The following is a 15,060-nucleotide window of genomic DNA, read 5'->3' as shown; positions in this document are numbered from 1 at the left end:
TCTATCACTTATCAACTACTCTCGTTTTGTACAGATAATCTGGTTGCTGAATTCGAGATTGATACGTGAATATTTGTTCCAGCCTACCCGGTTGAGTCCTTTTTTGTAGAACTCCTTCAAACGTGCCAGTTTATCTTCAAAGTTCTCCAGTTTTCCGAGATAGACCAGATGGTCTCCCACACGCGGCACCAATTCGATGTTCTGGTCGGGCAGCACATGGATCTGCTCTATCTGGGCGTCCCAGAATTTATTATTATGCAAAAATACACCAAACTTATATAAATCCTTCATTGCAAACGACTTTTCTACGTTTCCGGTGACAATTACCCGGTGAGCGACGCATTTTGCTTCCGGTGGCATGATAGTTCCTTTGTTGTCAAGGTAGTAGTTTTGGCCGTTGGCGCTCATGACCCGGAGGATAGGAATACGTTGTGTCACTTCCACGCACACTTTGCCGCTGGGTGTTTTGTAGCATTCGGCTTCGTCAATCAACGGATGTTTGCTTAGTTCCCGTTCCAGTGACTTGGTGGAGATGCGTTCCATTTTCTTCCCGATGGGGTAGATCCCTTTCTGCTGAAGGATACCTTTCAGCTCTTCTTTGGTGATGAAGCCGGCGTATGCGGTATCCTTGATAACCAATTCCATGTCACGGCAGGTCTGGTCGGCAGGCTTGCGGTTGAAAGCGGTGATAGCTACGGCAAGGTAAGCTATGAGCACCAGCATGACGATGGATAGAAGGATTCTTTTAATCATAATCAAAAATTAAAGATTAAAAATTAAAATGCTTGCGCTGTTTCGGACAGGCTGCCGGATGATTATTCATTTATCTTTTTTCTAATAGTTCCTTTATTTCGGGGACATAGTTATCGATGTCTCCGGCTCCTAAAGTAATTAATACTTCAATGTTTTTATCTTTCAGAATGTTCAGTATCTCTTCCTTTTTGCACATACTTTTTTCGATACCCGGACGGAGATTATCATAAATCAGTTTGCTGGTGACGCCCGGAATTGGTGCTTCACGTGCCGGGTAGATGTCTACCAGAATCACTTCGTCGAGTAGCGACAGGCTATCGGCAAAATCCTGATAGAAGTCGCGGGTGCGGGTATAGAGATGAGGCTGGAAGATGGCTGTGATCTTCTTGTCTTTGTAAAGTTCGCGCATAGACAACACGCTCTGTTTGATTTCAGAGGGGTGGTGTGCGTAGTCACTTAGAAAGACAATCCGGTCGTTCTTGAGTTTGAAGTCGAACCGGCGGTCTACTCCTCGGAAACTTGCCATACCTCTTTTAATTTCTTCATCGGTCACCCCGTTGAGGTGTGCCAAGGCCATGGCGGCTACGCCGTTCTCTATGTTGATGCTTACCGGAATTCCCAGTTGGATGTCGTTGATACGGGTGCCCGGAGCAACAAAGTCGATGAATATCTCTCCGTTTCCGATACGGATGTTTTCTGCATGGAAGTCGCCTTCGTCACGTGAGTAAGTGTAGACACGAACGCCCGGCTGCACTTTGGGTTGCAGAGAGATGCCTTTGCGGATAATCAGTGCGCCACCCGGTTGGATTAGCGTGGTGTAATGTTCGAAACTTTCCAGGTAGGCTTGCTCTGTTCCGTAGATGTCCAGATGATCGGGGTCGGTAGACGTGATTACGGTCATATAGGGTGACAGCCAGTGGAAAGAACGGTCAAATTCATCCGCTTCAATCACTGTGTAAGGGCTTGCTTGAGAAAGCAGCAGGTTGGTGCCGTAATTCTTTGAGATTCCTCCGAGAAAAGCGGTACATTCCACGTGCGACTGGTGGAACAGATGAGCTGTCATAGTCGATGTGGTTGTTTTCCCGTGGGTACCTGCCACACACAGACCTTTGCTTGAGTGGGTAATCGTTCCCAATACTTGGGCGCGTTTCTGTATTTCGAATCCGTTGTTATGGAAATAAACGAGTTCTTCGTGTTCCTGCGGAACGGCCGGAGTGTATATGACTAACGTACTTTCCTTGTCTTTGCAGGCTGCGGGAATCAGGTCGACGTTTTCTTCATAATGTATTTGTGCGCCTTCGGAGATTAGCGTTTCAGTCAATGGAGTAGGAGTACGGTCATATCCTGCCACTACCTTTCCTTTGAAAAGGAAGTAGCGTACAAGTGCGCTCATACCGATGCCGCCGGCACCTACGAAATAGACTGATTTTATCGTTTCTATATTCATTTCTTCTGTCTTTTTATTTTAGTGCAGATTACGTTGTTTGATACGGGCATTGTGCCGTTACTTCAATCTGCGTAATCCGATCGTCCATTTATCTGTTCTTTGCTTCCGCCAGCTTAATGACCTCTTGTGCGATGATTCTCGCTGAATCGGGTAAAGCCAGTTTGGCGATATTCTCTGTTAGTTCTTTCAGTTTCTGCTCGTCGTTGACAGTGGACAGGGCTACGTCCATCAAAGTGGTTTCCGCTTCACTGTCTTTGACGTAGATAGCTGCCTGTTTGTTCACCAACGCTAAGGCGTTCTTCGTCTGGTGATCTTCTGCCACGTTGGGCGAGGGCACTAAGATAACAGGTTTGTGCAGCAGGCAGAATTCAGAAATGGAACCTGCTCCCGCACGGGAGATAACCAGATCGGCTGCTGCATAAGCGGCTGCCATATCTTTGATGAAATCCGTTACATATAAATTCGGAAGTGCTCCTGCCGCTTTTACGGCTTCTGTTACTTGCGGGTAATAGTATTTGCCCGTTTGCCAGATAAACTGCACGTCCGTGTTTTCCTTGATGGTTGTCAGACTGGCTGTCAGCGTGTTGTTGATGGTGCGTGCACCCAAGCTGCCACCTACAATCAGGATTGTCTTTTTGCCGGGCTGTAAGTGGAAAGAACCTAGCGCTTCTTCTTTTGACGGCATATCCTTTGTCAGGTTCTGGCGGACGGGATTACCCGTCATGATGATCTTGTCGGCGGGGAAGAACTTTTCCATTCCGTCATAAGCTACACAAATCTTACGAGCTTTCTGTGCCAGGAGTTTATTGGTAACTCCGGCATACGAGTTTTGTTCCTGGATTAATGTGGGGACTCCCATCATTCCGGCAGTCTTTAGTGTCGGCCCGCTTGCATATCCGCCTACACCTACCGCCACTTGCGGGCGGAAGTTTTTGATTACTTTGCGCGCTTTCCATTGGCTGCGCATCAGTTTAATCAATACGGATACATTTTTCCATAAATGTTTGCGGTCGAATCCGGCTATCGGAAGTCCGATAATCCGGTAGCCTGCATCGGGAACCCGTTGCATTTCCATACGTCCTTCAGCGCCTACAAAGAGAATTTCTGCGTCGGGGCGTAGCTCTATTATAGCGTTTGCGATAGAGACGGCAGGAAAGATATGTCCTCCTGTTCCTCCACCGCTGATGATAATTCTAAGTTCTTTTTCCATCATTCTGTTTTCTTCTGTCCTTTCTCAACATTTACCGTTCATTGTTTCTGCTATCATGCTCATCTTCAAATTTGGCGTCGCTGTTCAGAATCTGCGCTGTCGGTTCGGCTGCGGCCTGTGCTTCCGAATTGGCTGCGGCATCCGCCTCTATTTGCAGTTGGATCTGTGCATCGTGCGCTTTCTGTTCTTCCAGATGAGCGGTATATCGGCTTACGCTTAATATCATTCCGATATAAGCGCAGTTGATTAACGTACTTGTACCTCCTTTGCTGACCAGAGGCAGGGGTTGTCCGGTGACGGGGAATAACCCGACGGCAACCATCATATTCAGTATTGCCTGTGATACCAACAACAGCGCAATACCCATGACGAGAAAGGCGGGGAAGGTTCGCTCGCACTTTTGGGCGATTCGTCCGGCTCGCATCAGCAACCATAAATAGAGGAACACCACAAATATTCCTCCTACCAGTCCCATTTCTTCAATCACAATCGCGAAGATAAAATCGGAGAATGCCTGGCTAAGGAAGTCGCGTTGTATCGAGTTTCCCGGACCTTTGCCTACTACATGGCTGGTAGCAATAGCGATTCGCGCGTGTGCAATCTGTGCGTCTTTGTCAATATCAAATTTGGCTGCCGGCACTTCTTCTTTCTCAAAGAAACCGGAAACACGATTCTGCCACGTTTCGAAACGGTGAAGTCCCGGAGTGTTGTGCAGTGTTTTGGCGGGAATAGCCATCAGTATGCCTACGGCAACACCGCCTACAAGCCCCAATATCCCCAACATCCCGAACAGTTTCTTGGAAGATACCCGTCCGATGAACATCATCATACATACCACTCCGAACAGCAGCATTGCTGTCGAAAGGTTTTCCGGTGCGATGAGCAGGAATACCAGTCCGGTGAGGATCATGATATATTTAAAGGCATTCGGATTGGCCCCATATTCGTCCTGCCTTTTGGACAGGATGAATGAGACGGCAATGATTACCGCCATCTTTGCCAATTCCGATGGCTGGAATTGCAATCCCATAAAGGTCATCCAACGGGCGGCCCCGTTGACACGGTCGCCTGTGATGATGCCCATCAGCGTGACAAATGCCAGTAGAACCAGAGATACCGGATATAGAAAGACCGGAAATACCTGGAACCATTTGTAGGGAACATTATGCAGAAATACGACTACCACAGCTCCCACCATCAGGATGATGGAGTGTTGCGTAATCGGCCCCCAATGGTCGCCACTTTTGTAAGTCAGCGTCGACGCTGCCGAAAACACCTCGATGATCGAGATGAGGCAGAGACAGAGGAAGATAATCCAGATTACCTTGTCACCTTTGAATATGTTCTTTAATAAATCCAATCTTGCAGAATTTAAAAATTAATAATTAGAAATTAAAGGGCACGGACACATTCTTTAAATTGGTCGCCACGGTCTTCGTAACTCTTGAAGAGGTCGAAAGAAGCGCAGCAAGGACTTAATAATACCGTTTCACCTTTCTTTGCCAGTTTATAGGCTGCTTCTACGGCATCTTTCATGCCGGTTTGCACATCGGCTACCGGCAGACCGAAACGGTCGAAGAATTCGTGAAGCTTTTCGTTATGAAGTCCCAGATATACCAGTGCTGAACACTTTTCGCGTACCAGGTCTTCAATTTCAGTATAGTCGTTTCCTTTATCTTTACCACCGAGAATCAATACCGTTTTGGTAGTCATGCTTTGCAGGGCATACCAGCAGGAGTTGACATTCGTGGCTTTAGAGTCGTTAATAAAATCAATTCCGCGCACACGTGCCACCTTTTCCAACCGATGTTCCACTCCCTTGAAATCGGAGAGGGCTTTCCGGATGTTTTCTTTGGCGATGCCGGCAAGGTTTGCCGAGATACCGGCGGCTAAAGAGTTGTACAGGTTGTGTTGTCCTGTCAGGGCCAGTTCCTCTTGCTCCATGTTGAAGGCAATCGGTTCGGTGATTTTCACTTCGTGATCTTCTACGTATGCAATCGCTCCATCCTCTTTTACAGCGGCAAAAGGATACAAGTGAGCTTTCAGACCATGTTTTGCCAGTTCCTGTCTGATGATAGGGTCATCGTTCCAGAAGATGAAAGCATCGTCCGGTGTTTGGTTTTGGGTGATGCGGAATTTAGCGTCGATGTAATTCTGCATACAATGGTCGTAGCGATCAAGATGGTCCGGAGTGATGTTCATCAATACGGCGATGTTCGCACGGAAGTTATACATATTATCCAGCTGGAAAGAGCTAAGTTCGATAATATAGTAATCGTGGTAATCTTCGGCTACCTGCAAAGCAAGGCTTTTGCCGATGTTGCCTGCCAAACCTACGTTCAGACCTGCGCTTTTGAAAATATGGTAGATCAGGGAAGTCGTTGTGGTCTTCCCGTTAGAACCTGTAATACAGATCATTTTGGCATCAGTATAGCGTCCGGCAAACTCTATCTCGGAGATCACCGGTGTGCCTTGAGCTTTCAGTTTCAGGATGATCGGGGCATCATTCGGGATACCGGGGCTTTTGATTACCTCGTCGGCATTCAGAATGAGTTCTTCGGTATGGTGTCCTTCTTCCCAGGCAATCTGATGGCTGTCGAGAAGTTCCTTATACTTGTCCTTGATAGCGGACATGTCCGAAACAAACGTCTCAAATCCTTTGACTTTAGCGAGTACGGCTGCACCTGCGCCGCTTTCGCCAGCTCCTAAAATTACTATTCTTTTCATCTACAATAATGTGCCCTTATTTTCTAATTGATTGATTTATCTATTAGCTGTGCACATCTTTAAAAGTTAATAATCGGGTTAATACTCTCTATCTATAAAACTTGTTTCCCGTATGGAAACTTGGCTCCGGCACCTTGCCGGTTATCTTATTTTAAGCGTTATAATCGTTATTGCTGCCAATACAATCGTTACAATCCAGAACCGGACGGTAATCTTTGATTCATGAAACAGTTGGTCGGGTTTGGTGAATTTCACCGTGCATCCCGGTTCAATCAGGCTCATCGAAGTGCGGAAGTGATCGTGAATCGGTGTACGCTTGAACAATCGCTGTTTCACACCTTTTCGTTTTCCCGCCTTATAATAAGCCCGTTGCAGGATTACCGACAGGTTTTCTACCAGGAATACACCGCAAAGAATCGGTATCAGCAACTCTTTGTGGATGATGATGGCAAACACTGCGATAATACCGCCAATAGTAAGACTGCCTGTATCTCCCATAAATACTTGTGCCGGATAGGCGTTGTACCATAAGAAACCTATCAGTGCACCGATAAAGGCGCAGATATAGATTACGAGTTCTTCCGAGCCCGGAATATACATGATGTTCAGGTAGCCTGCAAATTCGATATGCGATGATACATAGGCCAGTACCCCCAACGTTGCACCGATAATTGCCGAGTTCCCGGCTGCCATTCCGTCCATACCGTCATTCAGATTGGCGCCGTTTGATACGGCGGTAACCACAATGATTGTGACAATGACGAACAATATCCATCCGGCTGTTTGCGCATGTTCTCCCATGAACGAAACCAGATCAGCATAATCAAGGTTGTTGCTCTTGAAAAAAGGAATCGTTGTCTGGGTAGATTTCAGATCATTCGTTCCGTGTATCACTTCCATCTCCCGTCCCGGATTATGAACTTCGATATTCTCACGGATCACTACGTCCGGACTTAAATACAAGGTCATTCCGACAATTAAACCTAAACCGACCTGACCGATAATCTTGAACTTGCCATGCAAACCCTCTTTGTCTCTTTTGAAGATTTTGATATAGTCGTCTGCGAATCCGAGCGATCCCAACCATACGGTAGTGATCAGCATCAGTATCATGTATATGTTATGCAGTTTACCTAACAATAAACAAGGGATCAGGATGGCTACAATGATGATGACACCTCCCATGCTCGGCACGCCTACTTTATTGACGCCAAACGGGTCGGTTTTAGCATCACGCTGCGTTTCTGTGATTTGTTTCCTTTTGAGTAGGTTGATGAACTTATCTCCCCAGATACTTGAAATAAGTAATGCGAGGATAACCGCCATCAAAGCACGGAATGAAGTATATCCGAACATTCCCGCTCCTGGAAAATTGAGCTTATGTAGCCATTCAAATAGATAGTATAACATAAATAATTTGCCAATTTATTGATGTGTTGTTATGCCGGTTGCTGTCGGATAGATAACGAAGCCGGTCGGCATATTAGCACAGTCTATTCGTTATTTAAAAATTTCTTTGAGTACTTCTTTGTCATCAAAATGATGTTTCACTCCTTTTATCTCCTGGTAATTCTCATGTCCTTTTCCGGCAACGAGAATTACATCTCCTTTCTCCGCCAGCATGCAAGCCGTGCGAATCGCTTCTTTACGGTCGGCAATGCTTAGTGTTTTCTTCATATCTTCCGCATCCAGTCCGGCAAGCATGTCATTGATGATGTCTTGCGGCTCTTCAAAGCGCGGATTGTCGGAAGTGATGATGACGCGGTCACTCGCTTTGGCAGCTTCCTTTGCCATGATGGGGCGTTTGCCCTTGTCGCGGTTACCGCCGGCGCCTACCACGGTAATCACTTTTCCTTTTCCTTCAAGCACTCCATGAATAGCGTTCAGTACATTAATGAGAGCATCCGGGGTATGTGCATAATCAACAATCGCCGTAATTCCCTGCGGTGAGCGGACCGCATCGAAGCGTCCGGCTACCGGATGAAGTGTGCTAAGAGCTACAAGCACCTCTTCCTCTTTCTTGCCTAACAGAACTGCCGCCCCGAATACCGCCAACAAATTGGAAGCATTGAACTTTCCGATAAACTGAACTGCCAGTTCATGATTGTTGAAGTCGAGCAGCATCCCTTCGAAATGAGACTCTAATACCCGTCCTTTAAAGTCGCTAAGACTTCTCAATGAATAAGTATAGACCTTCGAACGTGTATTCTGCGTCATTACCAGTCCGTTTTTATCGTCCAGATTGGTCAGGCTGAATGCATTTTTCGGCAGATCGTCAAAGAATTTCTTCTTCGCTTTCAGATAGTTCTCTACTGTTTTATGATAGTCGAGATGGTCGCGGGTCAAATTGGTAAAGATCCCTCCTGCAAACTTTAATCCACTGATACGTTTCTGTGCAATCGAGTGGGAGCTGACTTCCATGAACACATATTTGCATCCTTCATCTGCCATCCGTCCCAACAAACAGTTCAACGTGATTGGATCAGGAGTAGTATGTTCTGTCGGAATCGGTTCATCATCGATGTAATTGCAAACGGTAGAAATCAATCCCACCTTATAGCCGAAATAACGGAATGTATTATATAATAAGGTAGCGATCGTTGTTTTTCCGTTCGTTCCGGTAACGCCGACCAGTTCCAACTTGGAAGTCGGGTCTCCGTAGAAGGTAGTGGCAATTTTTCCTACCGCATCTTCGCTGTCTTTTACTCGTACATAGGTGATCCCCGCTACAGGTTCTTCCGGCATATCCTCGCAAAGGATGGCGATTGCTCCTTTTGCGATGGCAGCAGGTATATAAGCATGGCCGTCGGCTTGTGTGCCACGCATTGCCATGAATAGCTGTCCGGCTTCCACTAGACGGGAGTCTATGTTGACACCGGTGATTTCTATGTTTGAATCTCCGGCTACCTCTACCGGTTGGATTGCTTTCAGTAACTCATTTAATAACATCACTCTATTCAATTTTTAATCTTTAATTTTTAATTAAGCGTAAGCGTCACTGTCTGTCCCTTCTTAACAATCGTTCCGTTGGCTATCGACTGGCTTTTTACTTTGCCTACGCCGACCAGATTGACTTTCAATCCTTTGCTTTCCAACAAGTACACAGCGTCTTTCGCTCCCATACCTATCACACTCGGTACAAAATTCTGCATATTGCTCCGGCTCTCAAGAACCACAGCTTGTGGGGCAGAATGGGTATTTCCCCAAACCTCTTTGCCCGAATCAGCGATTTTGCCTTGTACGTTAATCTGCAGCTCTTCCAATACTCGTTGCGCTTCGCGCATCTCTCCGGCTTTTACATTCGGAATGACTACGGAATTAGTATCAATCGCATTGGTCAGCGGTAACCGCAAGTCTTTGGCATACACCCTTTCTGCAATCTTGCTGAACACACTACCTGCCATTAAACCTCCCGAAGCCGGTAATCCCGGTTTCTGGATAGAGACAATCATGCTATATTTAGGTGCTTCTGACGGGAAATACCCGCAGAAACTAACCAGATAATTTGTTCTTCCCGTTTTGTATCCGGCTGCTCCCTGTGAAATCTGCGCCGTTCCTGTTTTTCCTGAAACGTGGAACTGCTTGCTTCCCGCAGGTTTGGCAAGTCCTTCACCAACCACTTTTCGGAGAATCTCACGGATCTGTGCCAAAGTCTTATCCGAACAAATCTTGGGATTGATTACCTCTGTCGGATATTCTTTCACTACTTCCCCGTCCTTCATGGCAGCTTTGACAAACTTCGGACGCACGGTGACTCCGTTGTTGGCTATCCCATTATAGAATGTGAGAATATTGATCGGTGGAACCTGTGTCTCGTAGCCGATACTCATCCACGGCAATGTTGTCTTTGCAAAATAACGTTCTTTCGGGCCGCGTATATTCGGTTTTCCTTCTCCCGCAATCTGCAGGTGTAACGGCTGGTCGATGCTCATCCGTTTCAACCCGTCTACAAATTTCTGCGGGTTGCTGCCGTAGAAATGGTCTATAATATAAGAGGTACCCACATTGGACGAAACCCCTAGAATTTCCGTAACAGTCAGCTTTCCATATCCTCCGCGATGCCAGTTATGGTCTTTCATGACACGTCCATACATCGGCATCTGGCCGTTGCCGGTATCTACCACATAGTCCGGCGTGATCTTTCCGTCTTCAAGAGCTACCATGATAGAGGCCGTTTTGAAAGTAGACCCCGGCTCGAGCATATCACTAATAGCATTGTTGCGCATTTCGTAGTACTCACCGTCTTTGCCTTGCATCATGTTGACGATGGCTTTCACTTCTCCGGTACTTACCTCCATCAATACCACCACACCCACGCTCGCATTCAGCTCTTTCAGCTTATCCACCAACGCCTTCTCGCAAATATCCTGCATACCTACATCGATAGTACTAATCAGATCGCAACCATCAACTGGTGGCACATCGACAATGTTCAGGTATTTGTTCATCACCTTCTGACGGTGTGTCAATCCGTCCCGCCCTTTCAGGATGGTGTCGAAAGCAAGTTCGATACCATTTCTCGCTCCTTTGGCTGTGTCTGCATACACATCTCCCAGTGTACGGGCAGCCAGTGAACCGAACGGTTTCTTACGCTGATTGTAAGCTTGTTCCTTGAATCCGCCTTTATACCGGTTCAAGCAGAATACAGGCAGTCTCTTTACCTCTTTATATTGTATATAGGAGATACGTTTCGGATAAATCAGATAATTGCGGCTTTTTGCCTGGCGTCCTTTCTTGAGGTGTGCCTTGAATTGAGCCGCACTCTTGTCCGGGAATATCTTGTGAAGTCCGATACAGATTGAATCCATATTGGCATTGAGGATGGAATCCCGGCGTGCCTGATCTTTCTGCCTGCGTTTTTCATCCTTTTCACCGGACATAAAGTCCATATATATTCTGTACTCGGGCAGAGAGCTGGCCATCAGTTTACCGTCAGAAGAAATAATGTTTCCACGATTAGGTTTTACCGTCACATTCTCTTTTACGAAACGGTCAGCCACATCCTGCCAGTATTGTCGTTCGGCAAACATGGTGATGCCTGCTTTTACAACAATAGCTACTCCTATCAACGCCATCAACAGGATGACGAAGAAGTAACGGGTCATTATGTTCTTTTTATTAACTGCCACAGTATTTGTCTTTTAAACGCTTAACTATCATTTATCAACTATCCACTATCATCTATTTAATAAGGTAAGGAGGATTGGTTGATGTTTGCAAATCGCTTTCCTTACTCGATATATAATCTTCAATGCGTGACTGGCGGCTCTTTTCCATCAGCTCTGAGCTGCGAGTCAGTGCATCGTATTTAATGTCTGTCAATTCCTTTTTCAGCCGGTCTATTTCGATCTGTTGCTGTTGACTGGCATAACGATTGTGAATGTAGAAGATGATGAATACCATGATAAGTACCAGCAACTTCGTTTGACGGCGGAAAAAATCGGTAGCCAGAATGTCTCCACCCAGAATACTCTTCAGAGAGGTGCGTTTTTTCTTCTTGTCCTCTTCTGCTTTCTTGTTTACTACTTCTTCTTCCATATCTTTTTATTTCTTTTCTGCAATTCGTAATTTGGCGCTTCTCGACCGCGGGTTTCGTTCTATTTCTGCCTCGTCGGGAACGATTACCTTATTGTTGACAAGGCGGAAAGGCGTTTGCAGATTGCCGAAGAAGTCGGTTTCCGCTTTTCCTTCTACATTGCCTGTCTTCATGATGTTTTTCACCATTCGGTCTTCCAGCGAATGATAGGTGATAACTACCAGTCTGCCGCCCGGCTTTAATGCCTCCGTAGCAGCCAGCAACATCTCCTTCAACGCCTCCATCTCTTGGTTTACTTCAATTCGTAGTGCCTGGAACACCTTTGCCAGCTCTTTCTTTTCGCGTTCACGACCGAAAAGCGGTTTGATGACTTCCAAAAACTCACCGATGGTCCGGATATTCTGTCCGCTTCTGGCTTTAACGATGACAGAAGCCAGTTTGCGGCTATTCTTTAGTTCCCCGTACAGGTAGAGGATGTTTGCAAGACGTTCTTCATCATAAGTATTCACGATATCTGCTGCTGTCATACCGGCACGCTTGTTCATACGCATATCCAGTGCCCCGTCAAAACGGAAGGAGAAGCCACGTTCGCTATCATCGAAATGATGGGAAGATACGCCGAGGTCGGCCAGGATCGCGTCTACCTGTTCGATGTTGTGATAACGCAGGAAGTTGTGCAGATAGCGGAAGTTACTGCGCACGAAGATGAAATGAGTATCGTTGACAATGTTCCGTTCAGCATCCTCGTCTTGGTCGAATCCCAGCAGACGTCCGCCTTCTCCGAGCCGTGAAAGGATCTCGCGCGAATGTCCCGCTCCTCCGAATGTAACGTCTACATACGTTCCATCCGGTTGGATATTCATACCGTCAACGCTTTCTTTCAGCAATACAGGTACGTGATATGTCAATTCATCTTTCTCCATCTTGTCTATTATCATCGTTCATAATTTCTTCTAATGCTGCACCGAACTCTTCGGGTGACATGAAAGGCTGTTCTGCCCGTTCTTTCGCCCAGATCTCTATCTTGTTATCGATGCCGATAAAGCGAATATCCCCATGGATACTGCAAATCTGTAAATACCGTTTCGGAATTAATATGCGCCCGTTGCTATCAGGTGTCACTATTTCAACGTCGCTCACGAATTGCCTGAAAATAAGTTGGTGTTTGCTATTCCATTTGTTAAGTCTACTACGTAGCTCGTTCAACTCCTCGTTCCACACGCTCTCGGGGTACAGGGTTAAACAGTCCTGAAATACGTCTTTACGCATAATAAGCCTCTCTTCGGAAGCGGCTTGTAATTGCTTCCTGAAGGTGGCGGGTATGAACACCCTTCCTTTGGCGTCCGCCCTGGCTTCAATATTTCCTAAAAAACGTATCATTACCTTATTATAATAAGCGACCGTAAAAGTATGAAATTCCCCACAATTCCCCACAACTTTCCATAAAAAACTTTCAGAGAAGTTTTCAACAGAATGTTAAATGTCTATTTGCTTGAAAATGATGTGCCTTCGAGAATGCTTTACTGGTGGGGAGCCCGTGGGCGTAGAACGGAAAAAATGTCTGTATAGGTAAAATTTAAATAATGTGGTGGGGGAGATTCTTTTTCATGCAATAGAGGTTTATCTGACACCTGGGTCTCAGTGCACCCGACACCCGGGTGTCGGACAACTAATCTTCGCAATAAAAGAAAAGGCAGAATATACCGGAGTATTTCTGCCTTTTAATCATTATCAAAACTAAAAATCTGCATTAAAGAAATATGTGATTCAAAATCACTAAGTTTTATATAGTTAAGGTTTAGCGGAAGTCTTTCAACTCTTCCTGTAATTTCTGGCGCGTGAAGAAAATACGGCTTTTCACTGTACCCAACGGGAGGTTCAGTTTTTCCGCAATTTCACGGTATTTGAATCCTGAAACGTGCATCGCAAACGGAACTCTGTATTCTTTGGGGAGTTTGTTAACTACACGGTGCATCTCTTTCAGGTCGTATGCTCTTTCTGTATTTTCAGAACTTCCATCCTGTGGCAAATTCAGATGATAAAGATTATCAGTCTGGTCGATGAATGTCTGGTCGCGGACTACCTTGCGGTAGTTGTTTATGAATATATTGCGCATGATGGTATACATCCATCCTTTGAAATTTGTATCAGGGGTATATTTATCTTCATTATCTAATGCTTTTAATGATGTCTCCTGCAACAAATCGTTTGCTTCTTCACGGTCAGTTGTCAGTTTATAAGCGAAGCGTAGTAATTCATCTTGTACTCCTACTAAGTCTTTTCTGAAGCTTAAACTTTTCATAATGTGTTGCTTTTTAAAGGTGAATATTCGTTTGTTATTTTCGATGTTGCAAGTTTACATGAATTTTTGAAACCCGGTAGGGGAAAAACTGACGTTTTTTTATCCGAAAACTATCCGCGGATAGTTTTTAGGTCATTTTTGATAGTTTTTGGGTGGTGTTTTTTTGTGTTCTGAACTTAAATCCTGCATTTTCTACCAAATTATTGCGATTAATAAAAAAGAACCGTTAATTTTGTGCCATCATTTTTATTTGAAAAGAATGACTGATGACTCTTTATTTTTGATCGATGTCGATAAGATACTTCGGACGAAGGCTCCGAAGCATTACAAGTACATCCCTAAGTTCGTGATTTCTTATCTGAAGAAAATTGTTCATCAGGATGAAATTAATGTATTCCTGAATGAGTCGAAGGATAAACTGGGAGTGGACTTTCTGGAGGCATGTATGGGCTTTTTGGATGCGAAAGTGGACGTAAAAGGCATTGAGAATTTGCCAAAGGATGGTCTGTACACTTTTGTTTCCAATCATCCGTTAGGCGGACAGGATGGTGTTGCGCTTGGTTATGTGTTAGGAAAGCACTATGAGGGGAAGGTGAAATACCTGGTGAATGATCTATTGATGAATCTACGCGGGTTGGCTCCCCTTTGCATACCTATTAATAAAACCGGCAAGCAGGCAAAGGACTTTCCGAAGATGGTGGAAGCCGGATTCCAGTCCGACGATCAGCTGATTATGTTTCCTGCCGGACTGTGCTCGCGCCGTCAGAATGGAGTGATTCGCGACCTGGAATGGAAAAAGACATTTGTAGTAAAGAGCATACAAGCAAAACGTGATGTAATACCCGTGCATTTTGGGGGCAGGAATTCTGATTTCTTTTACAACCTGGCAAATATTTGCAAGGCATTGGGTATCAAGTTTAACATTGCTATGTTGTATCTTGCGGATGAAATGTTTAAGAATCGCCACAAAACTTTTACTGTCACTTTTGGCAAACCCATACCCTGGCAGACTTTTGATAAATCGAAAACCCCTGCGCAGTGGGCTGAATACGTAAAGGATATTGTTTATAAACTGTAACTGATAG

13 protein-coding genes are annotated in these 15,060 nt (G+C 45.4%); 1 reads left to right on the top strand and 12 read right to left on the bottom strand.

The window, feature by feature from the left end; translation table 11 throughout:
- Positions 1-15 precede the first annotated feature (15 nt).
- The 12 genes from KSX81_RS10185 to KSX81_RS10130 all read right to left on the bottom strand — a co-directional run bounded on the left by KSX81_RS10185 (position 16) and on the right by KSX81_RS10130 (position 13,975).
- Positions 16-753 (bottom strand): cell division protein FtsQ/DivIB, encoded by a 738-nt coding sequence (locus KSX81_RS10185; RefSeq protein WP_004298212.1) that lies wholly within the window; start codon positions 751-753, stop codon positions 16-18.
- Between the two features lie 70 nt (positions 754-823).
- Positions 824-2,200 carry a UDP-N-acetylmuramate--L-alanine ligase gene (gene murC / locus KSX81_RS10180; RefSeq protein ID WP_004298211.1) on the bottom strand — a complete coding sequence of 459 codons (1,377 nt, stop codon included), beginning with the start codon at positions 2,198-2,200 and terminating at the stop codon, positions 824-826.
- 88 nt (positions 2,201-2,288) lie between these two features.
- Positions 2,289-3,410 carry an undecaprenyldiphospho-muramoylpentapeptide beta-N-acetylglucosaminyltransferase gene (gene murG / locus KSX81_RS10175; RefSeq protein ID WP_004307349.1) on the bottom strand — a complete coding sequence of 374 codons (1,122 nt, stop codon included), beginning with the start codon at positions 3,408-3,410 and terminating at the stop codon, positions 2,289-2,291.
- 31 nt (positions 3,411-3,441) lie between these two features.
- Entirely contained in the window at positions 3,442-4,770 is a 1,329-nt protein-coding gene (locus KSX81_RS10170) for an FtsW/RodA/SpoVE family cell cycle protein (protein ID WP_004298209.1), read from the bottom strand.
- Between the two features lie 32 nt (positions 4,771-4,802).
- The gene (murD, locus tag KSX81_RS10165; protein ID WP_004298208.1) at positions 4,803-6,137 is read right to left on the bottom strand and encodes a UDP-N-acetylmuramoyl-L-alanine--D-glutamate ligase; all 1,335 of its coding nucleotides are present in this window, start codon (positions 6,135-6,137) and stop codon (positions 4,803-4,805) included.
- Between the two features lie 141 nt (positions 6,138-6,278).
- Positions 6,279-7,547 carry a phospho-N-acetylmuramoyl-pentapeptide-transferase gene (locus KSX81_RS10160; protein WP_004298207.1) on the bottom strand — a complete coding sequence of 423 codons (1,269 nt, stop codon included), beginning with the start codon at positions 7,545-7,547 and terminating at the stop codon, positions 6,279-6,281.
- 90 nt (positions 7,548-7,637) lie between these two features.
- Complete coding sequence (locus KSX81_RS10155; protein ID WP_004298206.1) at positions 7,638-9,086, bottom strand: UDP-N-acetylmuramoyl-L-alanyl-D-glutamate--2,6-diaminopimelate ligase; 1,449 nt, start codon at positions 9,084-9,086, stop codon at positions 7,638-7,640.
- Positions 9,087-9,115: 29 nt separating this feature from the next.
- Complete coding sequence (locus KSX81_RS10150) at positions 9,116-11,242, bottom strand: penicillin-binding protein (RefSeq protein ID WP_004307341.1); 2,127 nt, start codon at positions 11,240-11,242, stop codon at positions 9,116-9,118.
- Positions 11,243-11,318: 76 nt separating this feature from the next.
- A complete protein-coding gene (locus tag KSX81_RS10145; RefSeq protein WP_004298204.1) occupies positions 11,319-11,675 on the bottom strand; it encodes an FtsL-like putative cell division protein in 357 nt (118 codons plus the stop codon).
- Between the two features lie 6 nt (positions 11,676-11,681).
- Positions 11,682-12,596: a 16S rRNA (cytosine(1402)-N(4))-methyltransferase RsmH gene (gene rsmH / locus KSX81_RS10140; protein ID WP_044919145.1), complete on the bottom strand. Its 915-nt coding sequence runs from the start codon at positions 12,594-12,596 to the stop codon at positions 11,682-11,684.
- On the bottom strand, positions 12,583-13,053 hold the full coding sequence (gene mraZ, locus KSX81_RS10135) for a division/cell wall cluster transcriptional repressor MraZ (RefSeq protein WP_004307337.1): 471 nt from the start codon (positions 13,051-13,053) through the stop codon (positions 12,583-12,585). Before mraZ ends, rsmH begins: the two co-directional genes overlap by 14 nt.
- A gap of 418 nt (positions 13,054-13,471) precedes the next feature.
- A complete protein-coding gene (locus KSX81_RS10130) occupies positions 13,472-13,975 on the bottom strand; it encodes an RNA polymerase sigma factor (protein WP_004298201.1) in 504 nt (167 codons plus the stop codon).
- 259 nt (positions 13,976-14,234) lie between these two features.
- On the opposite strand from KSX81_RS10130, the gene KSX81_RS10125 reads away from it, so the two are divergent.
- Positions 14,235-15,053: a 1-acyl-sn-glycerol-3-phosphate acyltransferase gene (locus KSX81_RS10125; protein WP_004298200.1), complete on the top strand. Its 819-nt coding sequence runs from the start codon at positions 14,235-14,237 to the stop codon at positions 15,051-15,053.
- Positions 15,054-15,060 lie beyond the last annotated feature (7 nt).

This window comes from Bacteroides sp. MSK.18.37 (assembly GCF_019129155.2).
In the GTDB taxonomy this organism is placed as follows: Bacteria; Bacteroidota; Bacteroidia; order Bacteroidales; family Bacteroidaceae; genus Bacteroides; species Bacteroides ovatus.
Note: the sequence above shows the minus strand (reverse complement) of the source record. Positions and strands in the feature narration are given on the sequence as shown.